General features: G+C 67.9%; 28 protein-coding genes and 3 tRNA genes. 21 read left to right on the plus strand and 10 right to left on the minus strand.

Features of this window, described 5'->3' with window-relative positions:
• Nucleotides 1-7 precede the first annotated feature (7 nt).
• From ACFVWG_RS02385 to ACFVWG_RS02420, 8 genes are all read left to right on the plus strand, one after another.
• On the plus strand, nt 8-961 hold the full coding sequence (locus tag ACFVWG_RS02385) for an ABC transporter substrate-binding protein (protein ID WP_391541328.1): 954 nt from the start codon (nt 8-10) through the stop codon (nt 959-961).
• Between the two features lie 18 nt (nt 962-979).
• A complete protein-coding gene (ssuE, locus tag ACFVWG_RS02390; RefSeq protein WP_391541329.1) occupies nt 980-2,035 on the plus strand; it encodes an NADPH-dependent FMN reductase in 1,056 nt (351 codons plus the stop codon).
• Nucleotides 2,032-3,117: an LLM class flavin-dependent oxidoreductase gene (locus tag ACFVWG_RS02395; protein ID WP_391541330.1), complete on the plus strand. Its 1,086-nt coding sequence runs from the start codon at nt 2,032-2,034 to the stop codon at nt 3,115-3,117. Before ssuE ends, ACFVWG_RS02395 begins: the two co-directional genes overlap by 4 nt.
• Nucleotides 3,114-4,430, plus strand: coding sequence for an NtaA/DmoA family FMN-dependent monooxygenase (locus tag ACFVWG_RS02400; RefSeq protein WP_391541331.1), 1,317 nt, complete (start codon nt 3,114-3,116; stop codon nt 4,428-4,430). Before ACFVWG_RS02395 ends, ACFVWG_RS02400 begins: the two co-directional genes overlap by 4 nt.
• Nucleotides 4,431-4,545: 115 nt before the next feature.
• Nucleotides 4,546-6,441, plus strand: coding sequence for an FAD/NAD(P)-binding protein (locus tag ACFVWG_RS02405; RefSeq protein WP_391541332.1), 1,896 nt, complete (start codon nt 4,546-4,548; stop codon nt 6,439-6,441).
• On the plus strand, nt 6,431-7,540 hold the full coding sequence (locus ACFVWG_RS02410) for an LLM class flavin-dependent oxidoreductase (protein ID WP_391541333.1): 1,110 nt from the start codon (nt 6,431-6,433) through the stop codon (nt 7,538-7,540). Before ACFVWG_RS02405 ends, ACFVWG_RS02410 begins: the two co-directional genes overlap by 11 nt.
• Nucleotides 7,537-8,316 (plus strand): DUF1684 domain-containing protein, encoded by a 780-nt coding sequence (locus tag ACFVWG_RS02415; RefSeq protein ID WP_391541334.1) that lies wholly within the window; start codon nt 7,537-7,539, stop codon nt 8,314-8,316. Before ACFVWG_RS02410 ends, ACFVWG_RS02415 begins: the two co-directional genes overlap by 4 nt.
• Nucleotides 8,313-9,356 (plus strand): LLM class flavin-dependent oxidoreductase, encoded by a 1,044-nt coding sequence (locus tag ACFVWG_RS02420; RefSeq protein WP_391541335.1) that lies wholly within the window; start codon nt 8,313-8,315, stop codon nt 9,354-9,356. Before ACFVWG_RS02415 ends, ACFVWG_RS02420 begins: the two co-directional genes overlap by 4 nt.
• A 9-nt stretch (nt 9,357-9,365) precedes the next feature.
• Here ACFVWG_RS02420 and ACFVWG_RS02425 read toward each other — a convergent pair whose 3' ends face one another.
• Nucleotides 9,366-9,989 (minus strand): DUF899 family protein, encoded by a 624-nt coding sequence (locus ACFVWG_RS02425; protein WP_391541336.1) that lies wholly within the window; start codon nt 9,987-9,989, stop codon nt 9,366-9,368.
• A 213-nt stretch (nt 9,990-10,202) separates the two neighbouring features.
• Between ACFVWG_RS02425 and ACFVWG_RS02430 the strand changes: the two genes are divergently transcribed.
• The 3 genes from ACFVWG_RS02430 to rpmG all read left to right on the plus strand — a co-directional run bounded on the left by ACFVWG_RS02430 (nt 10,203) and on the right by rpmG (nt 10,634).
• Nucleotides 10,203-10,275, plus strand: a tRNA-Thr gene (locus tag ACFVWG_RS02430).
• A gap of 50 nt (nt 10,276-10,325) precedes the next feature.
• Nucleotides 10,326-10,402 (plus strand) — tRNA-Met (locus ACFVWG_RS02435).
• Between the two features lie 64 nt (nt 10,403-10,466).
• Entirely contained in the window at nt 10,467-10,634 is a 168-nt protein-coding gene (gene rpmG, locus ACFVWG_RS02440) for a 50S ribosomal protein L33 (protein ID WP_391541337.1), read from the plus strand.
• 57 nt (nt 10,635-10,691) lie between these two features.
• On the opposite strand, the gene ACFVWG_RS02445 is transcribed toward rpmG, so the two are convergent.
• A complete protein-coding gene (locus ACFVWG_RS02445) occupies nt 10,692-11,438 on the minus strand; it encodes a hypothetical protein (RefSeq protein WP_391541338.1) in 747 nt (248 codons plus the stop codon).
• An 80-nt stretch (nt 11,439-11,518) separates the two neighbouring features.
• Here ACFVWG_RS02445 and ACFVWG_RS02450 point away from each other — a divergent pair, with 80 nt between their 5' ends.
• From ACFVWG_RS02450 to ACFVWG_RS02460, 3 genes are read left to right on the plus strand one after another with little or no spacing between them, the layout of a single operon-like run.
• Complete coding sequence (locus tag ACFVWG_RS02450; protein ID WP_391541339.1) at nt 11,519-11,941, plus strand: MaoC family dehydratase N-terminal domain-containing protein; 423 nt, start codon at nt 11,519-11,521, stop codon at nt 11,939-11,941.
• Nucleotides 11,938-12,345, plus strand: coding sequence for a MaoC/PaaZ C-terminal domain-containing protein (locus ACFVWG_RS02455; RefSeq protein WP_391541340.1), 408 nt, complete (start codon nt 11,938-11,940; stop codon nt 12,343-12,345). Before ACFVWG_RS02450 ends, ACFVWG_RS02455 begins: the two co-directional genes overlap by 4 nt.
• Nucleotides 12,342-13,367, plus strand: a complete 1,026-nt coding sequence (locus tag ACFVWG_RS02460) for a UDP-N-acetylmuramate dehydrogenase (protein WP_391541341.1) — start codon at nt 12,342-12,344, stop codon at nt 13,365-13,367. The genes ACFVWG_RS02455 and ACFVWG_RS02460 overlap by 4 nt, the downstream gene beginning before the upstream one ends.
• A gap of 155 nt (nt 13,368-13,522) precedes the next feature.
• Here the strand turns inward: ACFVWG_RS02460 and ACFVWG_RS02465 are convergent, their stop codons facing one another.
• The 3 genes from ACFVWG_RS02465 to ACFVWG_RS02475 are packed head-to-tail and all read right to left on the minus strand — an operon-like array spanning nt 13,523 to nt 16,860.
• Entirely contained in the window at nt 13,523-14,890 is a 1,368-nt protein-coding gene (locus tag ACFVWG_RS02465; RefSeq protein ID WP_391541342.1) for a hypothetical protein, read from the minus strand.
• Nucleotides 14,883-15,512 (minus strand): 2'-5' RNA ligase family protein, encoded by a 630-nt coding sequence (locus ACFVWG_RS02470; protein WP_391541343.1) that lies wholly within the window; start codon nt 15,510-15,512, stop codon nt 14,883-14,885. Before ACFVWG_RS02470 ends, ACFVWG_RS02465 begins: the two co-directional genes overlap by 8 nt.
• 4 nt (nt 15,513-15,516) lie before the next feature.
• Entirely contained in the window at nt 15,517-16,860 is a 1,344-nt protein-coding gene (locus ACFVWG_RS02475) for a hypothetical protein (protein WP_391541344.1), read from the minus strand.
• A 253-nt stretch (nt 16,861-17,113) separates the two neighbouring features.
• Here ACFVWG_RS02475 and ACFVWG_RS02480 point away from each other — a divergent pair, with 253 nt between their 5' ends.
• Nucleotides 17,114-17,620 (plus strand): hypothetical protein, encoded by a 507-nt coding sequence (locus tag ACFVWG_RS02480; protein ID WP_391541345.1) that lies wholly within the window; start codon nt 17,114-17,116, stop codon nt 17,618-17,620.
• On the opposite strand, the gene ACFVWG_RS02485 is transcribed toward ACFVWG_RS02480, so the two are convergent.
• From ACFVWG_RS02485 to ACFVWG_RS02505, 5 genes are all read right to left on the minus strand, one after another.
• Nucleotides 17,617-18,987 (minus strand): TrpB-like pyridoxal phosphate-dependent enzyme, encoded by a 1,371-nt coding sequence (locus ACFVWG_RS02485; RefSeq protein WP_391541346.1) that lies wholly within the window; start codon nt 18,985-18,987, stop codon nt 17,617-17,619. The two genes, ACFVWG_RS02480 and ACFVWG_RS02485, sit on opposite strands and share 4 nt — an antisense overlap.
• A gap of 62 nt (nt 18,988-19,049) precedes the next feature.
• A complete protein-coding gene (locus tag ACFVWG_RS02490) occupies nt 19,050-19,622 on the minus strand; it encodes a histidine phosphatase family protein (RefSeq protein WP_391541347.1) in 573 nt (190 codons plus the stop codon).
• Nucleotides 19,622-20,659 (minus strand): adenosine deaminase, encoded by a 1,038-nt coding sequence (locus ACFVWG_RS02495; RefSeq protein WP_391541348.1) that lies wholly within the window; start codon nt 20,657-20,659, stop codon nt 19,622-19,624. Before ACFVWG_RS02495 ends, ACFVWG_RS02490 begins: the two co-directional genes overlap by 1 nt.
• Nucleotides 20,660-20,722: 63 nt before the next feature.
• Nucleotides 20,723-21,034: an aminotransferase class I/II-fold pyridoxal phosphate-dependent enzyme gene (locus ACFVWG_RS02500; RefSeq protein ID WP_391541349.1), complete on the minus strand. Its 312-nt coding sequence runs from the start codon at nt 21,032-21,034 to the stop codon at nt 20,723-20,725.
• 14 nt (nt 21,035-21,048) lie between these two features.
• Nucleotides 21,049-21,915, minus strand: a complete 867-nt coding sequence (locus ACFVWG_RS02505) for a pyridoxal phosphate-dependent aminotransferase (protein ID WP_391541350.1) — start codon at nt 21,913-21,915, stop codon at nt 21,049-21,051.
• A gap of 301 nt (nt 21,916-22,216) precedes the next feature.
• Between ACFVWG_RS02505 and ACFVWG_RS02510 the strand changes: the two genes are divergently transcribed.
• From ACFVWG_RS02510 to ACFVWG_RS02535, 6 genes are all read left to right on the plus strand, one after another.
• Nucleotides 22,217-22,289 (plus strand) — tRNA-Trp (locus ACFVWG_RS02510).
• 55 nt (nt 22,290-22,344) lie between these two features.
• Nucleotides 22,345-22,587 (plus strand): preprotein translocase subunit SecE, encoded by a 243-nt coding sequence (gene secE, locus ACFVWG_RS02515; protein WP_132175403.1) that lies wholly within the window; start codon nt 22,345-22,347, stop codon nt 22,585-22,587.
• A gap of 362 nt (nt 22,588-22,949) precedes the next feature.
• A complete protein-coding gene (nusG, locus tag ACFVWG_RS02520; protein ID WP_391541535.1) occupies nt 22,950-23,810 on the plus strand; it encodes a transcription termination/antitermination protein NusG in 861 nt (286 codons plus the stop codon).
• Nucleotides 23,811-23,822: 12 nt separating this feature from the next.
• The gene (gene rplK / locus ACFVWG_RS02525) at nt 23,823-24,254 is read left to right on the plus strand and encodes a 50S ribosomal protein L11 (RefSeq protein ID WP_132411459.1); all 432 of its coding nucleotides are present in this window, start codon (nt 23,823-23,825) and stop codon (nt 24,252-24,254) included.
• Between the two features lie 83 nt (nt 24,255-24,337).
• On the plus strand, nt 24,338-25,060 hold the full coding sequence (gene rplA / locus ACFVWG_RS02530) for a 50S ribosomal protein L1 (protein WP_391541351.1): 723 nt from the start codon (nt 24,338-24,340) through the stop codon (nt 25,058-25,060).
• Between the two features lie 75 nt (nt 25,061-25,135).
• Nucleotides 25,136-25,960, plus strand: coding sequence for an alpha/beta fold hydrolase (locus ACFVWG_RS02535; protein WP_391541352.1), 825 nt, complete (start codon nt 25,136-25,138; stop codon nt 25,958-25,960).
• Nucleotide 25,961: the final 1 nt, after the last annotated feature.

The raw sequence follows: 25,961 nt of genomic DNA on the forward strand, positions 1-25,961 counted from the left end.
GCAGATCATGCTGAAGAAGATTCTGATCGGTGTGGCGCTGCTCTCGCTGGCCGCGTGTGCCGACCCGCCCACGGAAGCGCCGAAGGCGGACGCGTCCGTGGTGTCGTTCGACACCTCGGGGAAGCAGGAACACATCACGTCGGCGAAGGTCGACTCGATCGCCGCGGAGTTGCCCGCCGAGATCCGGGCGAGTGGCAAGTTGGTGGTCGGCAACGGCTCCGCGGGTGGCGGGCAGCCGCCGCTGGGGTTCACCGCCGACGACAACAAGACACCGATCGGTGTCGAAATCGACATCGCGTACCTCGTCGCCAGCGTGCTCGGGTTGCAGGCCGACGTCCAGACGACGAGCTGGGAGAACCTGTTCCTCGGGCTGGACTCCGGCAAGTACCAGATCGGCGCGTCCAACATCGGCGTCTCCGAACTGCGCAAGGAGAAGTACGACTTCGCAACGTACCGGCTCGGTCTGCACGCGTTCGAGGCGAAGGCGGGTTCCGGGCTGAAGATCACCGGCCCGGCCGACATCTCCGGGAAGAAGGTCGCCGTCAGTTCGGGCACGCTCCAGGAGGCGATCCTGCTGGAGTGGAACAAGCAGAACGCGGCCGCCGGCCGTCCGCCTGCCGACCTCAAGTACTACCAGCAGTCCGCTGACACCTTCCTCGCGCTGCAGTCCGGCCGGATCGACCTGTACCTCGGTCCGAACCCGAACGCGACGTACCACGTCGCCACGCAGCACCAGACCGAGATCGTCGGCACGGTGTCGTCCGGTTACCCGATCCAGGGTCTGGTCGGGATCACCACGAAGAAGGACAACGGCCTGGTCAAACCGCTGGCCGACGCGCTGAACGCGGCGATCGCCGACGGCAGCTACGCCAAGGTGCTGGCCAAGTGGGGCCTCAGTGCCGAGGCAGTCCCGAAGTCATTGGTCAACCCGCCCGGCCTTCCCAAGCCTCCAGTCAAGTAGTGCACGAGTAGGAGAAACATGGCGACCATCGCAACGATCTCCAGCAGCCCGTCGGTACCGTCCCGGACCGACGCCGTCCTCGACTACGTCACCAAGCGTCTGATCAGTCACGGCCACGAGGTCACCCCCATCGTGCTCCGTGACCTCCCGGCCGGCCCGTTGCTGCACGGCGACGCCGACGACCCCGGCATCGCGGCCGCAGTCAAAACCCTCGAGTCGGCCGACGCGGTCGTCGTCACGACTCCGGTGTACAAGGCGGCGTACGCCGGTCTGCTGAAGGTCTTCCTGGACCTGCTGCCGCAGTACGCCCTGAAAGGCAAGACAGTGTTGCCGTTGGCAACAGGTGGGACGCCGGCGCACGTGCTGGTGATCGACTACGCGCTGCGGCCGGTGCTGAACAGCCTCGGCCCTGGCGCGATCACACAGGGCTGGTTCGTGCTGTCGTCACACATCAACCTGTACGACGGTGGCGGCGTACTGCTTGATCAGACCGCTTCGGTGCCGCTGTATGAGGTCACCGAAGCGTTCCTGACCGCGGTCGAAGGCGGCGAGGTCGTCGACAGCCCGCCGGTGCAGGCTGCGGCGATCGAGGTGATCCGGGCTCGGCCCGAGGACCCGGAGGCCGCACCGCTACTCGCCGATCTGGTGGTCGAGTACAGCACTCGCTACGGGCGGACGAACGAGAACACGCAGCTCACCGAGGTCCCGCCGACCGACTTCCACGCTGACAGCGGCGGCGCGTTCGTCCTGCTCCGGTACGGCGGTCAGACGGTGGCCGGCGGTGCCATTCGCCGGTACGACGATCAGACGGCTGAGGTGAAGCGGATGTGGACCTCGCATCTGCATCGGCGGCAGGGGTTGGGTCGCCGGGTGCTCGCGGAGTTGGAGCAGGCGGCGATCGATCTCGGCTACCGCAAGCTCTACCTCACCACCGGACCGCGCCAACCGGAAGCCTCCGCGCTCTACCGAGCCGTCGGCTTCGAACCGCAGTTCGACGTCGACGCCGACCCGGAGTCGATCGGCCCGCTGCCGTTCACCAAGGACCTCACACTCGCTCTGAAGGTGGCCTCATGAGTCGACTGATCACCGCAATCGAGATCGACGGTGCCGGCGGTCACCCCGGTGCATGGCGTGGGCCGGAGGTTGATCCGGGCGCGATCCTCACGGGTTCGTTGGCACTACGCGCCGTACAGCGTGCGGAGGCTGCTGGGATCGACATCGCCACGTTCGTCGACACCTTGGAAGCTCCGGTCGACGCGGCGGGGGCCGTGAGCGTGCGACTGGATGCACTCGGTCTGGCTGCGCGCATCGCCCCGGCCACCTCCCGGATCGGCCTGCTGCCGACCATCACGGTCACCCACACCGAACCGTTCCACGTGCAGGCGTCGGTCGCGACACTCGACTACGTGTCGTCCGGTCGAGGCGGCTGGGTCGCCGATGTCTCCACCTCCGCTGCAGCCGCCGCCGTCATCGGTCGCCGCGAGCCGGCTCCGGCAGCCGACCTCTGGCGCGAGGCCCGGTACGTCGTCGACGTGAGCCGCCGTCTGTGGGATTCCTGGGACGACGACGCCATCATCCGCGACGCCCCCACCGGCCGCTTCATCGACCGGGATCGCCTCCACTACGTCAACTACGAAAGCCCCACCTTCACCATCAAAGGCCCGTCGATCGTCCCCCGACCACCACAAGGTCACCCGGTGACAGCCGTCCGAGTGAACACCCCCGAGGCGCTCGAGGCGGCAGGAGACGCCGAGCTCGTCCTCCTGCCGGGAGCGGAGAACCTGGCGGAGCGGGTGCGAGCAGCGACCCGCTCTGATGGGGCGGAGCCGGCGGCGGGGAGTGGAGGACCTCGGGTGCTGGTTTCGGTCGGCGTACTGCTGGATGAGGATGCGGCTGCCGCGGAGGCGCGGGCTGAGGGTGGGTCGTTCGACTACATCGGTGGGGTTGAAGGGCTCGCTGCGTTGGTTCGGGAGTGGCAGCGCGCCGGGGTGGATGGGGTGCACTTCCGGCCGGCCTCGTTGGAGCTCGACGTACCGGCGATTGCGGATCGGTTGTTGCCGTTGCTGCAGGCAAGCAAGTCTGAGCGGGTGGTGACGTTGCGAAGCCGGTTGGGGTTGGGACGGCCGGCGAATCGGTATGCGGAGGGGGCGCGATGACGAAGCAGATCCACCTGGCAGCGCACTTTCCGGGCGTGAACAACACGACGGTGTGGGCCGATCCGGAGTCCGGTTCGCAGATCGACTTCGCGTCGTTCAAGCATCTGGCGGCGACGGCCGAGCGCGGGACGTTCGACTTCTTCTTCCTCGCCGAAGGGCTCCGGCTGCGGGAGGTGAAGGGGAGGATCCACGACCTCGACGTCGTCGGCCGACCCGAATCGCTCACCGTGCTCAGCGCACTGGCCGCGGTCACCACGCACCTCGGTCTCGCGGCAACGGTCAACTCGACCTTCAACGAACCGTACGAACTCGCCAAGCGGATCGCGACGCTCGACCACCTCTCCGGCGGTCGCGCCGCGTGGAACGTCGTCACCTCCTGGGACGCGTTCACCGGCGAGAACTTCCGTCGCGGCGGCTACCTCGACAAGGCCGACCGCTACATCAGGGCGCAGGAATCGCTCCGGATCGTCCGCAAGCTCTGGGCGTCCTGGTCCGACGACGACCTGGTACTGGATCAGGAGGCGGGTGTGTTCGCCCGCGAAGGCACTGGGGCCTTTGCGGACGACGGTGCGCACTTCAGCATCCAGGGCCGCTTCGGCCTGCCGCCTTCACCACAAGGGCGGCCGGTCGTGATCCAGGCCGGTGACAGCGACCAGGGCCGGGACTTCGCGGCGTCCGGCGCGGACGTGATCTTCAGCCGGCACGGGTCGTTCGCGGCCGGGCAGACCTTCTACAAGGACGTGAAGGACCGCCTGGCCAAGCACGGCCGGACCGAGGAGTCGCTGAAGATCATGCCCGCGGTCACCGTCGTGGTCGCCGACACCGACGCGGAGGCGGTCGAGAAGGCGCGTCACATCCGCGAGCAGCAGGTCTCCGGGCCGACCGCGATCGTCCTCGCGGAACTCATCTGGGGCCGCGACCTGTCGTCGTACGACCCGGACGGCCCGCTGCCTGCCGAGGACCCGGTGATCGGCTCCAACGTGACCCAGGGCCGGACCGGGTTCAACGACCCGGCGTCGATCATCAAGGAGTGGCGCGAGGCGGCCGAGGCCAACAACTGGTCTCTGCGGCAGACGGTGATCAACCAGCAGAACCGGCAGACCTTCATCGGTTCCCCGGAGACCGTCGCCACCGAGATGAACCACCACGTCCAGGAGAACGCCGCTGACGGCTTCGTCCTGGTCCCGCACCTGACCCCCGGCGGCCTCGACGACTTCGTCGACCGAGTCGTCCCCCTGCTTCGTGAACGTGGCGTCTTCCGCTCCGAATACGCCGGTACGACGCTCCGCTCGCATCTCGGAATCGACCAATGAGTCGTACCTATTGCGACGCTCCGCGCCGCGCGTCATGGGGCTATGACTCCAGCCCTTCCCTCGTCACTCCAGTCGCTGCGCTCCCTCCGCTCCTCAGTCCAGGTCAGGAGGCCCCATGAGCGAGGTGAGCACGATCCACCGCCGACCGACTGTGGTCTTCGTCGGCGGTGGACCACGAACCGTCGGCCTCCTCGAACGGTTCGCGGCCAACGCCGAGGAGCTGCTCGCCGACGGCCCGGTCGAGATCCATGTCGTGGATCCGTTCCCCGCTGGTGGCGGCCGGATCTGGCGACGCGAGCAGTCGCGCCTGCTCTGGATGAACTCGATGACCTCGGACGTCACGATCTTCACCGATGAATCCGTCGAGTGCGAAGGCCCGATCCGTCCGGGTCCTGACCTGGCCACCTGGGTGGCCGGCGTCGGCGCGACGATCCTGGAACGGGCCGGCATCCAGCAGCCCGGCCCGATGGACTTCCCACCCCGGCTGGTCCAGGCGGAGTACCTCTCCTGGGTCTGGGATCGCGTCATCCGTGACCTACCGGCCACGGTGACCACCCACCTGGAACGGGCGGTCGAACTGACCCCCGACCAGCGGGTGATCCTCGCGTCGGGAGCCGAAATCCAAGCAGACCTGGTGGTTTTGGCGCTCGGCTATCTCGATCGGTTGCCGACGGCATCGGAGACCGCCTGGGCCGCGAAGGCCAGGGCTGCTGGTCTCACCTACATCCCACCGGGCTACACCGCCGACGTGGACCTCGGCGATCTGGAGCCCGGAGAACACGTGATCGTCCGTGGCTTCGGACAGGCCTTCATCGACCTGATGGTCCTGCTCACCGAGGCCCGCGGCGGCTGGTACGACGAGTGCGACGGCCTGCTCACGTACAACCCGTCCGGCGCCGAGCCGATCCTGTACGTCGGCTCGCGGCGCGGCGTCCCGTATCACGCGAAACTCGGCTACACCGTGGCCGGAACCAAGCCCGTGCCGACTCGGTACCTGACCAAGGCTGCGCTCGACTCGTACGGCGAGGGAGTGCTCGACTTCGACACTCAGCTGCAGCCGTTGATCGACAAGGAACTGGCCTTCGCGCATTACCAGCAACTGTTCAACGCGCACTCCGAACGGACGCGCTGGGAATGGCCTCGCTTCCTGGAGGTCCTCGACCGATCGTTGCCCGACGCACCGGAATTCGTGGCCGCGGTGGCTGACGCCGTACCGGATCCTGCTGATCGGTTCGTGCGGTCGGCGGTGGATCGGCCATTGCACGGCCGGTTCTTCGAGGACTGGTTCACGTTCGAGCAGTTCCTGACCGAGCTGATCGAGAACGACCTGCTGCGTCGCGCCAACCCGGAGCACTCGGCCGACCTCGCAGTCTTCAATGCGTTGCTCAGCATCTACAGCGTGCTGTCGGTCGCCATCACCGAAGGACGGTTGAGCGACGAGGACCGAGTACGGCGAGTCGAGACCGAGTGGCACGGGTTCTTCTCGTTCGTCGCGAGCGGTCCGCCGCCGCGTCGGCTCGAAGAGCTGCTCGCTCTGCATCGGGCCGGGATCGTCCGGTTCGCCGGTCCCGACCTGGAAGTTGCCATTGACAACGATCGGTTCGTGGCCCAGTCCCCGGCGATCGGCGGGAAGGTCCGGGCCCGGGCGTTTGTCGAAGCACGGTTGCCGCGGCCCGACGTACTGGCTGCCACGGATCCCTTGCTGCGTGGGCTGTTGGCCGACGGAACACTGGCCGCCGATGAGTTGTTCGCCGCGGACGGGACGAGTCTCGGCGGTGGTCAGCTCAAGGCCGACGCGGCCAGTCGGGCGATTCGCGCCGACGGTTCCGTTCACCCCGGATTGTTCCTGCTCGGCCCGTCGGTCTCCGGTTCGGCCGGGTCGTCGGGATTCTCTCGCCCGCACTTCAACGGTCCCGGCTTCCGTCAGAACGACGCGGTCGCCCGGAATCTGCTCACTTTGCTAGCGCCCTTGGCGCCCGCCGTACGGAAGGAAGAACGTCATGCCAGTTGAGTTCCTGGGCATCGCCGGGACCAACCCGGCCAGTGAGGTCGAGCCGCGCACCGGTGGTGCGCTCGATCTGGAGTACACCGCCAAGCTGGCCCGCGCCCACGAGGACAACGGCTGGGACCGGATCCTGTTCGCGTACCACTCCGGTTCACCGGACCCGTCGCAGGTCGCGGCCTACGTCGCAGGCAAGACCGAGCACATCAACCTGGTCGTCGCGCACCGGCCGAACGTCGCCTACCCGACGCTGACCGCCAAGACCTTCGCGACGCTCGACCACATCAGCGGCGGGCGCTTCGAGGTGCACGTCATCACCGGCGGCTCGACCGCCGACCAGGCCGCCGAGGGAGACTTCCTGAGCAAGGACGACCGGTACGGTCGGACGCAGGAGTTCATCCAGATCCTCAAGCAGGCCTGGACGTCCGACGAGCGGTTCGACTTCGCCGGGAAGCACTACCAGTTCGAGCAGTTCGTCGCGGACATCAAGCCGCTGCAGCAGCCCCGGCCGCGGATCTCCTTCGGTGGCTCGTCGGCCGCCGCGTACGCCGTCGGTGCGGCCGAGGCGGACATCTTCGCGCTCTGGGGTGAGCCGCTGGCCGGGACGCGCGAGCAGCTCGCCACGATCGAGACGGAAGCTGCCAAAGCTGGGCGGAGCGATCGTCCGACCATCCAGATCGCGTTCCGGCCCATCATCGGTGCGACTGAGGAGCTGGCCTGGGAGAAGGCCGAGCGCATCCTGGGCCGGATCAAGGACGTCCAAGCCGGTACGCCGTCTCCGAAGGCCCGGCTTCGGTCGCGGACTAATCCGGAGAACGCCGGCTCGCAGCGGCTGCTCAAGGCCGTGGCCGAGGGAGAGCGGCACGACCGTGCACTGTGGACCGGGCCGACCGGTCTGACCGGTGGTGGCGGCAACTCGACCGCACTGGTCGGAACACCCGAGACGATCGCTGCTGCGCTGCTGGACTACTACGACCTCGGCATCCGGATCTTCTCGGCGCGTGGCTACGACATCTACGACGACGCGATCGACTTCGGCCGCTACGTCATCCCGCTGGTCCGCTCCGAAGTTGCCCACCGCGAATCCCGGAAGGACCTGGCCTCATGACCGTTGTCTCTGATCTGGAGCAGGACTGGCAGACCTGGCACGCGGCGCGTGAGCAGGACCTGAACACGGACTACGGCTGGCTGAGCATCGTCGGCTTCGACTGGCTGCCCGCTGAGCCTGGTGAGTTGTCCGGACTGCCGGGGAAGTGGTGGGCAGCCGACGGCCGTGCACATGTGGTGGCTGACGGCTCGTTGACGCTGAACGGCGTGCCTGTGGATGGAGCTGTGTCGGCAACGGTCGCTGAGGCCGGTTCACTCAGCTGGCTGCTGTACGGCGACCGCCTGATCGAGCTGGTACTACGTGGCGGCCGGTTCGCCGTTCGCCAGCGCGACCCCGGTGCTGAGACCCGACAAGGGTTCACCGGCGTACCGACGTACCAGCTGGATCCGGAGTGGGCGGTGCGCGGCTGGTACACGCCGTACGGTGCTCCGGAGCGGGTGGAGGTGTCGACGGCGCGCGAGGACCTGCGTCAGCACGTCACTGCGGTTGGGACTGTTCACCTGGCGCTGGGCGACTCGGCGTACGAGCTGGTGGCGACGGCTGCGTCGGACGGGCGGCTCTCGCTGTCCTTCCATGACTCCACCAATGGCTCTGAGACTGCGCCCTGGCGCACTGTGACGACAGGTGTGGTGGAGCGCGATGGCTCAGTGCTGATCGACTTCAACCGAGCCATCAACCTGCCGTTCGCCTTCACCGCGTTTGGGACCTGCCCGGCGCCCGTGACGGGCAACCGGCTCGGACTGCCGGTGACCGCCGGCGAGAAGAAGGTCCGGTGAAGTTCTGTACCTACACGCTGATCGACAACTCGCCGGACCCGATCAGTGGTGAGCAGCTGACGACGTACGAGCGTTTCCAGCACGTGGTCCGGCAGGCGCAGTGGGCCGAGGAGCTCGGGTTCGACGGGTACGGCGTGGGGGAGCGGCACGCGCAGCGGTTCATCTCCTCGTCGCCGCCGGTGGTGCTGTCCTACATCGCCGCCTCGACGTCTCGGATCCGGCTGCTGACCACAGTGACAGTGCTGTCGTTGCTGGACCCGGTGCGGGTGGCTGAGGACTACGCGACGCTGGACCAGCTGTCCGGTGGGCGACTGGACATCATCATCGGGAAGGGGAACGACCCGGACCAGAACGCGCTGTTCGGGTACGACCTGGACGGGCAATGGGACCGGAACCGGGAGAAGTACGAGCTGCTCCGCCGCCTGCTGCGGGAGACCGGAGTGAGCTGGTCGGGGACGTACCGGCCGGACCTGGTGGACGCGACCACGCAGCCCCGGCCCTTCCGAGCTGACGGCATCCCGCTCTGGCATGGCTCGGCGTCCTCTGAGGAGTCCACGGAGCTCGCGGCTCGCTTTGGCGACCCGCTGTTCTCGGCGAACGGCTTCCACCCGCTGGAGAAGTACGCCGGGCTGATCCGGCACTACCGCGAGCGGTGGGAGGCCTACGGTCACGACCCGGCCGACGCCGTGGTCGGTGCTGGGTTCAACGGGCTCTACGTGCGGAAGAGCTCACAGGACGCGCTGGACGGCTACCGGCCGATCTTCGACGCGTTCATGGACTCACCAGGCGCCAAGCACAACAAGCTGCCGTTCACGTCGCTGGAGGACTTCCTCGAGCAGGGCTCGGTGCTGGTGGGGTCGCCGGAGCAGGTGATCGACAAGTTCGGCCGCTACCAGGAGGCGTTCGGGCATGAGCTGTCCGGCGTCTCACTGGAGGTACCGGGCCTCCCCGAGGCCGAGAACCGCGCCTCGGTGGAGACCTTCGTCACAGATGTGATGCCGGTACTGCGTTCGTCGTACCCCTCGCGGGTCTGGAACTAGCCGCCTCTTTCAGCCGTACGTCGGGTGCTGTGGCCAGCCGGCAGGGGAGTCTTCCCACTCCTCCTGCCGGCCGTACGGCGCCAGGTCGAGGATGTTGGGGACGAACATCAGCCGGTCGACGCCGCGCTGGGTAGTGGAGTAGGTGCGGTAGACGGTGTCGCCGTCACGGAAGAACACGTTCAGCAGGAAGCCGCCACCCGCTCCACAGTCGGCGGAGAACGTCGTACCGGCTGAGGAGGCGAACGGGACCGTCCAGCCCTTCTGCTCCCAGTAGCCGCTCATCTGGGCCAGCGGCATGTCCGAGACCGTCGCCCAGGCCACGCCGTCGCGCGCCAGGCCCTCCAGGTCGGTGACCTGGTTGGTGAAGTTCGTGCAGCCGGGGCAGAAGTGGTCGGGGCCGGTGTGCATGAACTGGTAGAGCGCCAACTGCTGGTGGTCGCCGAACAGCTCCAGGAGCGTCACCGGGCCGCTCGGGGACTCGAAGGTGTACTCGCCGAACCGGACCATGGGCAGCCGCCGGCGCTGGGCCGCCAGGCGGTCCAGGGCTCGGGTCGCCTCCTTCTCGGCCGTGAGCAGCTCGGCCCGGGCCTTCTCCCAGTCCTCAGCCGGGACCACTGTCGGTAGCGCGGTCATCTGATCGTCCTCTCCTCGCTGGATGCCTCTACCTGTACGACGAAGCCGGTTCCCCAATCTCGACACCGGCCCGACCAAGATTGGTCCTGGGGTTGGTCAAAAGCACTCCCCGGGACCCGGTATGATTTCCGAGTCGGACAGAGGGGGGCACACAGTGCGCCTGGCTCGATTTCACATCGAGGCGGCAGACCGTGTAATCTCTCTCCTCGGCCCGCCCCTTTAGCTCAGTCGGCAGAGCGTCTCCATGGTAAGGAGAAGGTCTACGGTTCGATTCCGTAAAGGGGCTCTGAGATCGACAGCTCATCCGGTTCGCTGGATGGGCTGACGAAATCTCCCGGCGGGGTAGCTCAGGTGGTTAGAGCACACGGCTCATAATCGTGGTGTCGCGGGTTCGACTCCCGCCCCCGCTACCACGCAAGGCAGTACTTCGAGAGTGCGATCACCCAAGTTGCGCACTCATGAGCTAAAGAGGCAGCAGTGGCCAAGTCAACCGACATCCGCCCGAAGATCACGTTGGCGTGCACGGTGTGCAAGGAGCGCAACTACATCACCAAGAAGAACCGGCGTAACGACCCGGATCGCCTGGAGATGAAGAAGTACTGCTCGCGTTGCAACGACCACACGGACCACCGCGAGACCCGCTGATCTCCAGCAGCTTTCGTGAGGGCCGCTCCGGGTAACCGGTGCGGCCCTTTCGCTTGTTCAGACGGTGATGATGGGCCGGCCTGCTTCGTAGGCCGCCAGCCGCTCGTCCCGCGGCGTGAGGCAGCAGGAGCCGCAGAGCACTCCGTCGCCGACCTCGCTCGTGTAGTAGAGACAGCAGGTCTTCCGTAGGTAGACCAGCTTCCCGCCGGCCAGCTCCACGTCGCCCAAACTGTTGAGTCCGCCCGGTGCCTTCGCCACGAAGGTCTGCCAGCGTTCCAGCAGGAATCCCGGGTCAACCGTCTCTTCCTCCCGAGTGGCCGCGCAGAACGCCATGGCGCAGCCCGCCGCCACTCCGCCGTGCACCTGGCGCAGACCGGCTCTGGTCCGCCGGTGCAACTCCTCGGACAGCGGGAGCAGGTGCTGACGGAGCACAACGTCGTACAGGGTCTGTAGACCGCCGGGGAGGTAGTCGGCGGACCGGATGGCGACGGCGGCGAGGCCGTGGCCGTCGTGTGGTCTTAGCCACACGTTCTGCGGCCGGATGTCGAGGACGTGGCCTTCGAGCGCCCATAAGAGCAGTGCGGCGGCCGGTGCGCGGCCCGCGTAGAACGACATCAGGCTCAGCGCGTTCGCATGCGCCGAGACGTGTCCGCTCGCGTCGTTGTCCCGCTTGAGGAGCTCAGTGAGCTCCGGGCCGTCCTGCTCGAGGATCCTGTCCACCCGCAGCCACTCCGGGCCGCTCGGCGTACCGATCTCCAGCTTGTACCGAGGCGCATACCTGGCCAGCGCCGCTACTGCCGTCACGTTCAACCTTCCCCAGTCGGGTCGCACGGTTCCCGGGTGGCGGCTCCGGGCGTCCCAGTCTGCCAGTAGGCTCTGGCGATATGACGATCGACGCCACGATGGTCGGCCGGAGCTACGCGGCCGCCGAGTCCTACCTGGTCGGCCGGGAGAAGATCCGGGAGTTCGCCGCCGCGATCGGCGACGACAACCCGGCGTACACCGGTGACGACGCGGTGGCACCGCCGACCTTCGCGTTCATGCTCGGCAGCCGCGCGCTCGACCAGCTGCTGAACGACAAGGAGCTCGGGCTGCGGCTCGACCGGATCGTGCACGGCGCGCAGAAGTTCAGCTACACCCGCCCGATCAAGGCCGGTGACGACATCGCGGCCACCGCGACCATCACCACCGTGCGCAAGGCCGGTGACGTCGAGGTGATCATGTACGAAACCGCGCTCAGCACGGTCGACGGCGAGCCGATCGCCACCTCGACCTCCACGATCTCGCACAACCGGGCGGATTCATGAAGACGGTCTCCGCGGGTGATGTCCTCCCCTCGCTCACTGTGACGTTCCGGCGCGAGGACCTGGTTCGGTACGCCGGTGCCAGCGGCGACTTCAACCCGATCCACTGGAGTGACCGGATGGCGGCCTCCCTCGGCCTGCCCGGCGTGATCGCGCACGGCATGCTGACGATGGCCTCCGCGGTCCGCGTGGTGACCGACTGGCTGGACGACCCGGCCGACCTGGTCGAGTACGGCGTCCGGTTCACCAAGCCGGTCGTCGTACCGGATGACGCCGACGGCGCCGAGGTCACGTTCTCGGCCAAGGCCGACAAGGTCGCCGACGGTCTCGCCGAGTTCGACATCACCGCAGTCTTCGGCGGCGAGAAAGTCCTCGGCCGGTCCCGGGCGGTCGTGCGCGTCTCGTGAGAACCCAGGTACCGCTGGCTGACTTCACCACCCTCCACATCGGTGGGCCGGCCGACAAACTCGTCGAGGTGACCACCGAGGACGAGCTGATCACCGCCGTCCGCGACGCCGACGCGGCCGAGGAGCCTGTGCTGCTGCTCTCCGGCGGCAGCAACGTGGTGATCGGCGACGACGGCTTCCGTGGCACGGTCATCAAGATCGCCACCAAGGGCATCAAGATCGACGCCGACGCCTGCTCCGGCGCGATGGTGCACATCCAGTCCGGCGAGGACTGGGACGCCGTCGTACAGCGCGCGATCGCCGAAGAGTGGAGCGGCCTCGAGTCGATGTCCGGCATCCCCGGCCTGACCGGCTCAACCCCCGTCCAGAACGTCGGCGCCTACGGCCACGAGGTCGCCGAGACGATCGCCTCGGTCCGCGTCTGGGACCGCTCCGAGTCCCGGATCCGGACGATCTTCGCGGCCGACTGCGGTTTCGAGTACCGCTCCTCCCGCTTCAAGGCCGCGCCCGAGCGCTTCGTCGTACTGGAGGTCGCCTTCCAGCTGAAGCTCGGCAACCTCTCCGCCCCCATCGGCTACGCCGAACTGGCCCGCGTCCTCGACGTCGAACCCGACTCCCGCGCCCCGATGGCCGACGTCCGCGAAGCCGTCCTCGCCCTGCGCCGCAGCAAAGGCATGGTCCTCGACCCGGCCGACCACGACACCTGGAGCGCCGGCTCCTTCTTCACCAACCCCATCCTCGACACCCCCGCCGAGGTCCCCGCCGGCGCCCCCCAATGGCCCCAGCCCGACGGCCGCGTCAAAACCAGCGCCGCCTGGCTCATCGAACACGCCGGCATCCCCAAGGGCTTCACCCTCGGCGCCGCCGCCGTCTCCTCCAAACACACCCTCGCCCTCACCAACCGAGGCACCGCCACCGCCAAGGACATCCTCTCCCTGGCCACCCACGTCCGCTCCCAAGTCCACCAGGCCTTCGCCATCACCCTCGTCAACGAACCAGTCCTCGTGAACTGCACCCTTTAACCCAGCCAGGCCTCGCCGGCCACGGCAGATGGGTTGGACAGCGTTCAAATGCCCTAGTAAGTTAGTGACCAGCAAAGGCTTAGGCTTCTCGCCTTCAGGTTGAGTGAGCCAGGTTGGCCCCCGGTGTAGCTACGGCAGCCGGGGGTTTGCTGTTTCTAGGGAAGCTGTACGACGTGGGTGAGGTTCTCGATCGCATCGAACAGATCGCGCCGACCCGCCACCATCTTCTGCCGATAGGCGCTGCAGACGAGGTCGGGCAGCCACAGCAGGTGTTCCGATCCAGGAGAGACTGAGACCAGCGCCATCGACTCGGCGATACCACCGGCTGCGATCAAGCCCGCTCTGACCGCACGGTCATAGTTGTTGATCCGCGCCACCCGGTGCTCTTCCAGGACAGCGAGTCCAACCGGCGGATGAGTCCCATGCTCGGCGGTGTGGAGCACAGTCAGGAGCCGTCCGAGGACAGAGCCGCGAGCACGGGTTCCGTCTTTGTCATCGCCGTGGTTCACCGAGACCTTGTCGACGACGATGCATGTCTCGTCCGGCACTCGGAGGGTCTCCAGCAACGTCCGGACACGTGCTCGACCGTCCGCGGAGCGCAGTTCGTTCGTGGTGTGCCACCAGCCGGAGGGAACGAGGCCGTCGATTTCGTTGCGCAGGGCATCGCGATCGGGCTCCAGTACGACGACGGCTGCCATGACGTAGAACTGTGGTCGGCCGTCCTGTTCGACGTGGTAGGTCTCGTCCAAGTAGGCAACCGGGCCGGAGCCAACGCGCTCGTAGTGTGCTTTCAGGACGTTGCGCTGTCCGGCCCCGGCCGGCGTCATCTCCCAATCCGCGCGGGACAGCCCAATGGAACGACTGCCCAGCTGGTACGGCGGGTTGGGGCGGGAGCTAGTAGCGCCATGAGCGGATGTGGGTTTGCATCCAGCGGGTGAGGAGGATGGCCGCTTGCGGGTGGGGTCTTCTTCGGGGGTGAGGAGGTCGGCCAGGACTTGGGTGGGGGCGGCTAGGCGGAGGCCGGTGGGGGTGCTTCGGCGGCGGGTGTAGACGACTTCGGTGGTGGGTTGTACTAGGACGACGGTGCCGGTGGGGGATGGGGTGAGGTCCCAGGCGGTGGCGGCGGCTTGGGGGTCGGGGGTGTAGATGACGGGGTCGTCTTCGGTGGGGTCGGCGGTCCAGAAGGCGGCCGCGTGGGTGCCGGTGAGGGCGTATCGCAGCGGGCTGGTCGCGATGTCGGTGAAGAGGTCGTCGTGGCTGCTGGCGGGTTTCCAGCGGGAGAGTTGGCTGGCGGCCGGCGCGGAGGAATCGGCGGCCCAGTGGCGGAGCAGGCGAGACCAGTCCGGTACGGCGATGATGCCGCCGCGGCGACGTTCCACGAGGGAGATCGCGCTCAGGTCGTCGATGATTCGCCGTACGGCGGGGGCCGGAGCCTGGCTGAGGTCGACCAGGTCGTGGGTGGTCCAGATGGAGCCGTAGTCGAGGAGGGCACGGATCACGCGGGCTGCGCTGTCGTCAGTCATGGGTGGGCCGGCCGAGGGGGAGGGCGACGTACGGCGTCCATTGGTAGCAGAGCTGGTCGCGGTTCAGGTCGATCAGGCTGACCTCGTTGATGTAGAGCTGCGTGGTCTGCTCGCCGAACTTCGCCACGCGGTCGCGGAGGGATGCGGCCGGGGCCGACTGGTTCCAGTAGCCCAGTGAGATGTGCGGGTCGAGGTCGGGGAAGGCCGGGAGGGAGTCCTCGCCCCAGATCTCCTTGATCGCGTCGCGCAGGACGATACGGAGCTGACGGAGGTTGTCGGCGGGGTAGACCGGGAGTTGGAGGCTCTCGATGTCGACGATCGCCGGCCCGACAGTGACGCCGAAGGGCGCCACTGACGCGAGGCGGTCGCGAGTGGCGGCGACGATTGGGTCGAGGTCCGCTGGGCTGAGCTTGTCGGCGAAGCTGACACCCTGCAGGGTCAGGTGCAGCCATTGGCGGGGGACGGGCGTGAGCTCCGGCATCGAGCACAGCAGAGGCTCGTAGGTGCTGCGCAGTGCCGCGAGGGCAGCGGCGTACCGGAACGTGAGGTGCCAGGTGTAGAAGGACCGTCCCTGTCGCCAGCCCGGACGCCAGTACCAGTGGTCGCGGACGTGGTCGATCATGTGGCTAGGACTCCTTTGCGATCAGGGGTTGCGGTCTGTGGTCGAGCTGCCGGCCCGGTAGGTCAGGGCGATAGATGAACTCCCTGATGCGCTCGCGGAGCTGTCGCGCTCTCGCGACGCGGGTGTAGGGGGCAGTCATGGCAGCGACCTCGCCCATGCGGTGGATCAACGGGCGGACCCGGTACTCGAGGGATGTGGCGAAGACGGGCTCGAGAGCGGCGATGGCACCGTCGAGCTCACCGAGCGTCAGATGGGCCTTGACCTGCTGGAGCCGGACCATCCGCTCGGATCCTGGGTTGCGCAGGGCATGTGGTCTGGCCTCGAAGCGGGCCACCGAACGGTCGGCGTGCACGAGCGTCGCCTTTGCATCTCCCAGCGTCAGTTGGGCGTCGGCCCAGAAACCCTCGGCGCGCTCCGGCGTACACAGCAGCGGTCCACCGAGCTCCGGAATCGATGGCGTGCACGGCACCTCTTGGGCAGCGGCCAGCGCCGCTCGGGCCTCGGCGACTCGGCCGGAGCGCGCGAGGTCGACCGCGAGTGCACTGGTCAGGAAGAGCCGCGATGTTCCGGTGGCGTAGCGCAGGCCGTGCTGGGCGTGGTCGGCGGCTCGGTCGAACTCGTCCTGCCAGAACGCGGCGGTGTGCTGGGTCGCGCGGATCCAGCCGCGGAGCTCGTTGTGGTCCGCGGCCTCGGCGCAGGCCCAGGCCGTCCGCGCGTGGCTCTCGGCAACCTCCGGGTGGCCGAGATCGACGGACATCCAGGCCAGCAAGGTGATCGCCCAGCCCGCGGCGGCGTAGAGATCGCGTGACTGCTTCGGTGACTGCCGCCCGGCGAGCAGGACGAAGGCCCGGTCACGGACGGCCCGGCTGCGTTCGAACAACGGCTTGGTGGCGGTGCGGAGGTAGAGCTGGGAGATGCGTTCGATATCGGCGTGCAGTTGCTCGACGGTGAGGTCACCGACGTTCGACTCCTCGGCGAAGGTCAGCAGGGCGATCGACTCGTCGCCGGCGAGCCCGACCTCCTCGTCGAAGCCGATGGTCGACGGCGGGACCAGCTCCAGCTCGCCGGCCGGTGCGCCGGGCGGCGGGAGGAAGCCGAGCTCGTTGTCGGAGGCAACATTCAGGACGTAGCGCAGGCCGGAGCGGTAGGCGGCGCCCGGCCAGCGGACCGCGCCCCGCTCGAGCTTCGCGATGTAATGGCCGTCCAGTTCGTAGCGGACCTCGGTCGTCTCCCAGAGCCACGCACAGACGGTCTCCGCGAGCTCGACGCGGGACATGTACTCGCCGGGTGCGCGCCGAGAAGGGGTGCGCTCTCGTGCGCTGCGCAACAGGTCATTGGCGGCTGGCATGGCGGCAACTGTAGGTCTGCGAACACTCTCTGCAACGACGGAAAGGACGGCTGGAGACGATCTGCCCCGCGATGTCCCGGAATGCCCCGGGATGCCCCGATCTGCATCGATAGAAATGCGGTCCTGGCCGAAAAAACGGACGCTCCGTCGAGGTGCCGGGGCATTTCGGGGCCGCGGGGTCGGCTGCTGAGCGTGAACCCGCGGGGCATCCCGGGGCAGATGAGGGCTTCCCTGCGTGAAATAGGCTCCTGGGGTGGCCGAAGAAGCTGTGACGACGTTGCGGGCTGAGCTGGGACGGTTCGGGCGGGGTGAGGAAGGGTTCGCCTTGCTGGAGGTCTTCCTGGAGGTGGGGCGGCCGTGGTTGGGGCCGGTGGTGCTGGATCCGGTGGGGTTGCGGCTGCCGGACGAGATGACCGACGACCGGGCCCTGGTGCAGGGGCTGATCGAGGAGATCGAGGCCGAGCCCGCGGTGAAGGGGCTCTTCCGGTCGACGGAGCGCGAGTACGACATGACGGATCCGCAGGCGCGGTGGGACTACGTCCGGCTGGCGCACTGCGCGAACCTGGCCACGGTCTGGGGCGAGGGTCGGCGGACGACGTACTTCGAGGTGTCGGGTCGGGTCCGGGCGACCTACTGGTTGCCGGAGAGCTTGAAGGTGGCGTTCTTCGATGCGATCCAGGCCAAGGGCTGGGCTGTGCCGGCTGACTGGCTGACGGCGGTGGGCAAGCAGCCCAAGCCTTGGTGGAAGCGCGGGAGTTAACCGATCGCGGGGAGGCGGCTGAGTGCTTGGGCGACGGCCGCCTGGGTGTCCGCGTCACCCCAGTTGCGATCCGTCATAGCGCCGCTGAGGTAGGCGTCGTACGCGGCGAGGTCGAGGTGGCCGTGGCCGCAGAGTGCGGTGAGGATGACCTTCTCCTCGCCGGACTCCTTGCAGAGCAGGGCTTCCTCGATGGCGGTCGCCAGGGCGTGCGTGGGCTCCGGAGCGGGGACGATGCCTTCGGTGCGGGCGAACTGGATTCCGGCGGCGAAGCACTCCGACTGGGGTTTGGCGACGGCCTCGATCTCGCCGGTCTCGTAGAGGTGACTGACCAGCGGGCTCATGCCGTGGTACCGCAGGCCGCCGGCGTGGATCGGGTCCGGGACGAAGTCGTGGCCGAGCGTGTGCATCTTCATCAGCGGGGTCAGGCCGATTGTGTCGCCGAAGTCGTAGGCGTAGGTGCCCTGGGTCAGTGACGGGCAGGCGGCCGGCTCGACCGCGCGCACCACCGGTGACATCCGGCCGGCCCATTTCTCCCGGAGGAACGGGAAGGCCAGACCGCCGAAGTTCGACCCGCCGCCGGTGCAGCCGACCAGCAGGTCCGGTGTCTCGCCGACCATCGCGAGCTGGATCAGCGCCTCCTCGCCGATGATCGTCTGGTGCAGCAGCACGTGGTTGAGCACCGAGCCGAGGGCGTAATGGATGTCGGGTGACTGCACGGCGGCCTCGACCGCCTCGCTGATCGCGATCCCCAGCGAACCTGTCGAGGCTGGGTTCTCGGCGAGGATCTTCCGGCCGGCCTCGGTCAGATCGGACGGACTCGGGTGCACGGTCGCCCCGAAGACCTCCATCATCGCCCGCCGGTACGGCTTCTGGTCGTACGACGCACGCACCTGCCAGACCTCGCACTCGAGCCCGAACTGCGCGCAGGCAAAGGCCAACGCCGTCCCCCATTGACCGGCCCCGGTCTCGGTGGTCAGCTTCCGGACGCCGGACTTGGCGTTGTAGTACGCCTGCGGCACCGCGGTGTTCGGCTTGTGCGACCCGGCCGGCGAAACACCCTCGTACTTGTAGTAGATCCGGGCCGGCGTATCGAGCGCCTTCTCCAACCGGTGCGCCCGATACAGCGGACTCGGTCGCCACAACCGGTACACATCGAGCACCTCACCGGGGATGTCGACGTACTGCTCCTGCGAGACCTCTTGCCTGATCAGGTCCATCGGGAACAACGGCGCCAGATCCTCGGGCCCGACCGGCTGCCCCGTCCCCGGGTGCAGCACCGCGGGTGGTGGCGTCGGTAGGTCGTGCAACACGTTGTACCACCGGGTCGGCAGCTCGTCCTCGGGAAGCAAGATCTTGGTAGCCGTCATGCGGCAATCCTGGCCGCCGCCGACACCCCTCACAATGCCCTGAACCCGAACCCACGAAGCATTTATCCGGCACTTTCCAAACGATCGACCCGCCCGTCCTCGGCCACCCGGAACACCACATCCGACGGGTGATCGCGCCGCATCGCCGCGTCCACCGTCAGCCCCGCCAACCGCCGTACCAGCAACCGTCCGACCATCTCGTGGGAGACGACCAACGGTCGCGACGCATCGATCACATCCAGCGCCCGGGCGATCCGCACCTCGGCGTCGGCGTAGCTCTCGCCACCGGGAAACGGGTAGGTGTACTTAGACAGCGCCCGCGCGGCACGTTCACGCGGCCAGCCGGCGTCGAGCTCAGCCGAGGTCAGTCCGGACCAATCGCCGTGGTCGAGCTCTGCGAGATCCGGCAGCACCTGCGTGGGAACGCCGAGCAGATCACCGATGATGCCGGCGGTTCGCTGCGCGCGGCCGAGCGGGCTGCTGTAGATCGCGTCGATGTGTTCGTGCCGAAGCAGCTCAGCGTTGCGCTGTGCTTGGCGGACGCCCAACGCGGTCAGCGGTGAGTCCAGCCGGCCTTGGCGGCGGCCTGCGAGGTTCCACTCGGTCTGGCCGTGGCGGGCCAGGTAGGTCACCACTAGTACGACGGAACTGCGGCGGGCGCGGTGAGCCAGTTGTCGATATCGGCGAGCAAGGTCTTCTGAACGTCCGGGGGAGCGGTGGCCGCGAGGATCGAGGAGCGGGCGAGGTCGGCCAGTTCCTCGTCGGTGAAGGCGTGCACGGTGCGGGCGGTCTCGTACTGCTCGGCAAGGCGCGAGCCGAACAGCAGCGGGTCATCGGCGCCCAGAGCGATGCGGGCGCCGGCCTCGTAGAGGTGGCGGAGGGGGACGTCCTCGGGGTGCCGGTAGACGCCCAGAGAGACGTTGGAGGCCGGGCAGACCTCAAGGGCTACCTGAGCGTCCACAACGCGCTTGAGCAGCTCTGGGTCCTCGACAGAGCGGACGCCATGGCCGATCCGACCGGCACCGAGCTCGTCGAGGCAGGTGCGGACGGTGGCGGGGCCGCACAGCTCACCGCCGTGCGGGGCTGCGAGCAGACCGGCGTTGCGGGCGATGCGGAAGGCAGGGGCGAACTCCGACGTCGTACCGCGGCGTTCGTCGTTCGACAGGCCGAAGCCGACCACGCCACGCCCCACGTACTGCGCGGCGAGCCGAGCCAGGATGCGGGCGTCCAGCGGGTGCCGGGTGCGGTTGGCGGCGATGATCACCTGGACTGAGATGCCGGTGGACGCCGCAGCGTCGCGGGCCGCGTCCAGCACGAGGTCGGTGAACTCGGTGATGCCGTGGAAACGCCCCGCATACCCCGACGGGTCGACCTGGATCTCCAGCCAGCGGGAACCGTCCGCGCGGTCGTCCTCGGCCGCCTCGCGGACCAGACGCCGTACATCGTCCTCTGTGCGCAGCACCGACCGCGCGATGTCGTAGAGCCGCTGGAAGCGGAACCAGCCCCGCTCGTCGGCCGCGGACAGATCCGGCGGCCATTCGGTGCGCAGCGCGTCCGGCAGCCGGACCCCGTGTTTGTCCGCGAGCTCGACCAGCGTCAGATGCCGCATCGAGCCGGAGAAGTGGAGATGCAGATGCGCCTTGGGCAGCACCCGCAGGTCACGCTGCGTCATTACCGAAGGTTACAGAGTCCCTGCCCGCCCGGTGAAATCCAGGCGGGCAGGGACCCGGGCGAATCAGCTCAGCAGCTTGGCCATCCGGCCGATGCCCTCGGCCAGGTCCTCGTCGCTGAGCGCATAGGACATCCGCAGGTAGCCAGGCGCACCGAAAGCCTCACCCGGTACGACGGCCACCTCCGCCTCGTCCAGGATGATCTCGGCCAGCTCCGCGGACGTGGTCGCCGTACGGCCATGGATTTCCTTGCCCAGCAGGCCCTTGACCGACGGGTACGCGTAGAACGCGCCGGTAGGGATCGGGCACTCGACACCGGGGATCTCGTTCAGCAGTTGCACCATGGTGCGGCGGCGGCGGTCGAAGGCGACCTTCATCTCCTCGACCGCGCTCAGGTCGTTGGTGAGCGCGCGATGGCCGCCCGCTGAGCGATGTTGCCGACGTTCGACGTCTGGTGCGACTGGAGGTTGGTGGCGGCCTTGATGACGTCCTTGGGACCGATCATCCAGCCGACCCGCCAGCCGGTCATCGCGTAGGTCTTGGCGACGCCGTTCAGTACGACGGTCCGGTCGGCCAGTTCCGGTACGACGACCGGGATCGACGTCGAGCGGACGCCGTCGTACGTGAGGTGCTCGTAGATCTCGTCGGTGATCACCCAGATGTCGTGCTCGAGTGCCCAGCGGCCGATCGCCTCGATCGACTCCCGGCTGTCGACCGCGCCGGTCGGGTTGGACGGTGAGCAGAACAGCAGCGCCTTGGTCTTCTCGGTCCGGGCCGCCTCCAACTGCTCGACGGTGACCAGGTAGTCCTGGGACTCGTCGGCGAGCACCTCCACCGGCACACCGCCGGCCAGCAGGATCGCCTCCGGGTAGGTCGTCCAGTACGGCGCCGGCAGCAGCACCTCGTCACCGGGGTCGAGCAGCGTCGCGAACGTGTTGTAGACCGCGTGCTTGCCGCCGTTGCTCACCAGGACCTGCGCGGCCTCGATCTCGTACCCGGAGTCGCGCTTGGTCTTGTCGACGATCGCCTGCTTCAGCTCCGGCAGACCGCCGGCCGGGCTGTAGCGGTGGTTCTTCGGATCCCGGGCAGCCTCGACAGCGGCCTCGACGATGTAGTCCGGCGTGGGGAAGTCCGGCTCACCCGCGCCGAAGCCGATCACGGGGCGGCCGGCGGCCTTGAGCGCCTTGGCCTTGCTGTCCACCGCCAGGGTTGCCGACTCACTGATGGCGCCGATCCGCGCCGAGATCCTGGAACTCATGACGCCATCCTGGCAGCACCCCGCGCGGCGGTCGCCGGAATATCGGGACCCGGACGGGTGTGATCCGGGGAACACACAGGGGGTGCGGTCCGTTGTGCCCGAGTGCAGGCTGTATGGTTCTGGTCGCGGTACGGCGCCCGGTTCGGGGGCTGTGCGGGGCAAGGAGCAGGGCAGGACGACGCCGACAGGCCGAGTTCGACCAGGTGGCTCCGAACCCGTACACTCTTCTAGTCCGGGCGTTGATGGCCCTGACTCGGCATGCCCGAGTTCAGGTCCTGTGCGGCGTCCGGATGGATTGCAGAGGGCACTAGCTCAACTGGCAGAGCATCGGTCTCCAAAACCGAAGGTTGGGGGTTCAAGTCCCTCGTGCCCTGCACATCCTGACCGGCGCAGGGCCGGTCAGGCCGCCGCTAGCGAAAGAGGTAGGTCGTGACGGAGACGCGCACCCCGGCACCGTCCGGCGCCGGTAAGCCTGCGGAAGGCAAGCAAGGCAGAGGCCTGCTGCGTTTCTACCGCCAGGTGGTCGCCGAGCTCCGCAAGGTCGTCTGGCCCACCCGCAAGCAGTTGTCCACCTACTTCGTGGTGGTGCTGACCTTCGTGGTGTTCGTCATCGCGATCGTCTCGGTCCTCGACCTCGCCTTCGGCTGGGCAGTACTCAAGATCTTCGGCTGAGGCCGACACCGCCCACGCAAGGCCGGGGAGCCGGACCACGGTCCGTCCCCGACGCCAGATCCAGAACCGATCCACAGATGACGGAGTACGACGTGTCAGAGCGCGACGACGAGGTCCTTGAGCTCGAGGACGAGTTCGACGTATCCGACTCCGACGACGACCTCGACTTCGACGAGGCGGCCGTTGTCGAGGAGGACGACGACCTGTTCGCCGACGATGACGACGACCCGTTCGCCGGTATCGACGACGAGGATTCCGACGACGAGACCGACGAGGTCGTCGCCGAGGTGCCGGAGTACGCCGCGGACGACGAGGCCGAGGACGGCCCCGCCGAGACCGACGACTCCGACGAGGAGCCGGTCGTGGTGGTCGCCGCAGCGGACGAGTCCGAGGACGCCGAGGTGGTGACCCAGGCCGACGTCGAGGACGCCGCCGAGGAGCTGGCCGACGAGACAGCGGAGACCGCGCTCGACGACAGCACGGAGGCCGAGCCGGCCGTCGACGCGGTGGTCTTCTCCAGCGCTGACGACGACGCCGACGACGACGCCCTGGCGGCAGCCGCCGCGGCGGTGGCCGACGAGGACGAGGAGCCCGCTGAGCCGGGCGACCCGCTCGAGGAGCTGCGCGGCCGGTTGCGCTCGCAGATCGGCGACTGGTACGTCGTACACACGTATTCAGGGATGGAGAACCGGGTCAAGGGCAACCTTGAGAACCGGATCAACTCCCTGAACATGGAGGACTACATCTTCGAGATCGTCGTGCCGACCGAAGAGGTCGCCGAGATCAAGAACGGTCAGCGCAAGATGGTCAAGCGCACCGTCCTCCCCGGTTATGTCCTGGTCCGGATGGATCTGACCGACGAGTCCTGGTCGACCGTGCGGCACACGCCGTCGGTGACCGGCTTCGTCGGCAACAGCCAGAAGCCGGTCCCGCTCAGCCTCGAAGAGGTCGAGAAGATGCTCGCTCCGGCCGTCGTTGCGGCGGCCGAGGCGGCGGCAGCCGAAGCAGGCTCCGCACCCGCCAAGACGGCGGCCAAGAAGAAGGTCGAGGTGGCCGACTTCGGGGTCGGCGACTCGGTCATGGTGGTGGACGGGCCGTTCGCGACCCTGCACGCCACGATCACGGAGATCAATGCCGACGCACAGCGGATCAAGGCGCTGGTGGAGATCTTCGGCCGGGAGACCCCGGTGGAACTCAGCTTCAACCAGATCCAGAAAGTCTAAGGACCCGACAGAATGCCTCCCAAGAAGAAGATCGCTGCCCTGGTCAAGGTGCAGCTCCAGGCCGGCGCAGCGACGCCCGCCCCGCCGGTCGGTACGGCGCTCGGCCCGCACGGTGTCAACATCATGGAGTTCTGCAAGGCGTACAACGCCCAGACGGAATCCATGCGTGGCAACGTGGTCCCGGTCGAGATCACCATCTACGAAGACCGTTCCTTCACGTTCGTCACCAAGACGCCGCCGGCGCCCGAGATGATCAAGAAGGCCGCCGGTCTGCAGAAGGGCTCGGCCGTCCCGCACAAGGACAAGGTCGGCAAGATCACCAAGGACCAGGTCCGCGAGATCGCCACCACCAAGATGCCGGACCTGAACGCCCGTGACATCGACGCCGCGATGAAGATCATCGAGGGCACCGCCCGTTCCATGGGTGTGACCGTCGAGGCCTGAGCGCCCCGGCACCACCAGTACGACGAGTAGTTGTGGCAGGGCGTAGCGCCGCCCGGAGACCACACCCCAGAGAGGAAACAGCAATGGCAGTGCGCAGCAAGGCATACCGCGCGATCGCGGACAAGATCGACCTGGATCACCTGTACTCCCCGCTCGAGGCGGTCCGGCTGGCCAAGGAGGCCGGCGCGGGCAAGAAGCTGAACTCGACCGTGGACGTCGCGATGCGCCTCGGGGTCGACCCCCGTAAGGCCGACCAGATGGTGCGCGGCACCGTCAACCTTCCGCACGGTACCGGCAAGACGGCACGGGTCCTCGTCTTCGCCACCGGTGACAAGGCCGAGGCCGCGAAGGCCGCCGGCGCCGACTACGTCGGTGACGACGACCTGATCAAGAAGGTGACCGACGGCTGGCTGGACTTCGACGCCGTCGTCGCCACCCCTGACCTGATGGGCAAGGTCGGCCGCCTCGGCCGCGTCCTCGGCCCGCGTGGCCTGATGCCGAACCCGAAGACCGGCACGGTCACCCCGGACGTCACCAAGGCCGTCACGGACATCAAGGGCGGCAAGATCGAGTTCCGGGTCGACCGGCACGCGAACCTGCACTTCATCATCGGCAAGGCGTCGTTCGACGAGGCCCAGCTGGTGGAGAACTACAGCGCCGCGCTCGAGGAGATCCTGCGGCTGAAGCCGGCCAGCTCGAAGGGCCGCTACATCCGCAAGACGGTGTTCTCGACCACCATGGGCCCCGGTGTCCCGGTGGACCCGAACGCCACCCGCAACCTCCTCGGCGAGAACGCGGACGCCTGATCTTCAGGTAGCCAACGAACAGCAAGGCCCCGGGGTCTCCCGGGGCCTTGCTGCGTTTCGGGCTACTGTGCGGCGATGAGCGCTTTCGATCGCGCGTACGACGAACTGTTCGCCCGCTGGGGAGTCCCGGTGGAGCGGCTCGAACTGCCGGGGAAGTTCGGCATGACCGCGGTCACCGCCTGCGGATCGCCGGATGCTGCGCCGCTGGTTCTGCTGGCCGGGCATGGGGCAACCTCCGCAGTCTGGCGGACGGTCGCGACCGCGCTGGCGCGGACCCATCGGGTCTACGCGATCGACCTGATCGGCGACGCCGGACGCAGCACTCTCAGCGGTCCGCGCCCGAAGACGACGGCCGATCTTGTCGGGTGGCTGTCCGAGGTCCTCGATGGCCTGGGGGTTGATCGGGCGGGCTTCATCGGACATTCGTACGGCGCTTGGCTCGCTCTCACGTATGCACTGGCGGCTCCGGATCGGGTCGACCGGCTTGCGCTGATCGATCCCACCGACTGCTTCACCCGGCCGAGTGTTCGCTACGTCGCCAAGGCGCTCCCGTTGCTCCTCCGGCCGTCCGAGGCCCGTTCGGAGGCCTTTCTGCGTTGGGAGATCCAGGGCGTCGACGTCGACCCGGCATGGCTTCACCTCGCCGGATTGGCCGCCGTACGGCCGGCTGTTTCTCCGGTACGCCCGCGCCGTCCGTCCGCGGCGGATCTCGCCAGCCTGCAAGCCGACCTATTGGTGATCGTCGCCGACCGGAGTAAGGCTCATGATCCGCGGGTGCTTGCTACCCGGGCGACCGCGGCCGGAGGTTACGTCGTGCACATTGAGGCGGCGACTCATCATTCGCTTCCGGCAGCCCATGCGGCGGAGCTCATACCGGCGCTGACGAGCCATTTCGCCTGAT

This window comes from Kribbella sp. NPDC058245 (assembly GCF_042882005.1).
Taxonomy (GTDB): domain Bacteria; phylum Actinomycetota; class Actinomycetes; order Propionibacteriales; family Kribbellaceae; genus Kribbella.

Coding starts and splice junctions, on each gene's coding strand:
- rplK (WP_132411459.1), top strand. CDS start 23,823: ATGCCTCCCAAGAAGAAGATCGCTGCCCTGGTCAAGGTGCAGCTCCAG.
- ACFVWG_RS02415 (WP_391541334.1), top strand. CDS start 7,537: ATGACCGTTGTCTCTGATCTGGAGCAGGACTGGCAGACCTGGCACGCG.
- ACFVWG_RS02405 (WP_391541332.1), top strand. CDS start 4,546: ATGAGCGAGGTGAGCACGATCCACCGCCGACCGACTGTGGTCTTCGTC.
- ssuE (WP_391541329.1), top strand. CDS start 980: ATGGCGACCATCGCAACGATCTCCAGCAGCCCGTCGGTACCGTCCCGG.
- ACFVWG_RS02410 (WP_391541333.1), top strand. CDS start 6,431: ATGCCAGTTGAGTTCCTGGGCATCGCCGGGACCAACCCGGCCAGTGAG.
- ACFVWG_RS02465 (WP_391541342.1), bottom strand. CDS start 14,890: ATGACTGACGACAGCGCAGCCCGCGTGATCCGTGCCCTCCTCGACTAC.
- ACFVWG_RS02395 (WP_391541330.1), top strand. CDS start 2,032: ATGAGTCGACTGATCACCGCAATCGAGATCGACGGTGCCGGCGGTCAC.
- ACFVWG_RS02495 (WP_391541348.1), bottom strand. CDS start 20,659: ATGACGCAGCGTGACCTGCGGGTGCTGCCCAAGGCGCATCTGCATCTC.
- ACFVWG_RS02535 (WP_391541352.1), top strand. CDS start 25,136: ATGAGCGCTTTCGATCGCGCGTACGACGAACTGTTCGCCCGCTGGGGA.
- ACFVWG_RS02470 (WP_391541343.1), bottom strand. CDS start 15,512: ATGATCGACCACGTCCGCGACCACTGGTACTGGCGTCCGGGCTGGCGA.
- ACFVWG_RS02475 (WP_391541344.1), bottom strand. CDS start 16,860: ATGCCAGCCGCCAATGACCTGTTGCGCAGCGCACGAGAGCGCACCCCT.
- ACFVWG_RS02450 (WP_391541339.1), top strand. CDS start 11,519: ATGACGATCGACGCCACGATGGTCGGCCGGAGCTACGCGGCCGCCGAG.
- ACFVWG_RS02385 (WP_391541328.1), top strand. CDS start 8: ATGCTGAAGAAGATTCTGATCGGTGTGGCGCTGCTCTCGCTGGCCGCG.
- ACFVWG_RS02425 (WP_391541336.1), bottom strand. CDS start 9,989: ATGACCGCGCTACCGACAGTGGTCCCGGCTGAGGACTGGGAGAAGGCC.
- ACFVWG_RS02505 (WP_391541350.1), bottom strand. CDS start 21,915: ATGAGTTCCAGGATCTCGGCGCGGATCGGCGCCATCAGTGAGTCGGCA.
- ACFVWG_RS02455 (WP_391541340.1), top strand. CDS start 11,938: ATGAAGACGGTCTCCGCGGGTGATGTCCTCCCCTCGCTCACTGTGACG.
- ACFVWG_RS02400 (WP_391541331.1), top strand. CDS start 3,114: ATGACGAAGCAGATCCACCTGGCAGCGCACTTTCCGGGCGTGAACAAC.
- ACFVWG_RS02485 (WP_391541346.1), bottom strand. CDS start 18,987: ATGACGGCTACCAAGATCTTGCTTCCCGAGGACGAGCTGCCGACCCGG.
- rplA (WP_391541351.1), top strand. CDS start 24,338: ATGGCAGTGCGCAGCAAGGCATACCGCGCGATCGCGGACAAGATCGAC.
- ACFVWG_RS02500 (WP_391541349.1), bottom strand. CDS start 21,034: ATGAAGGTCGCCTTCGACCGCCGCCGCCGCACCATGGTGCAACTGCTG.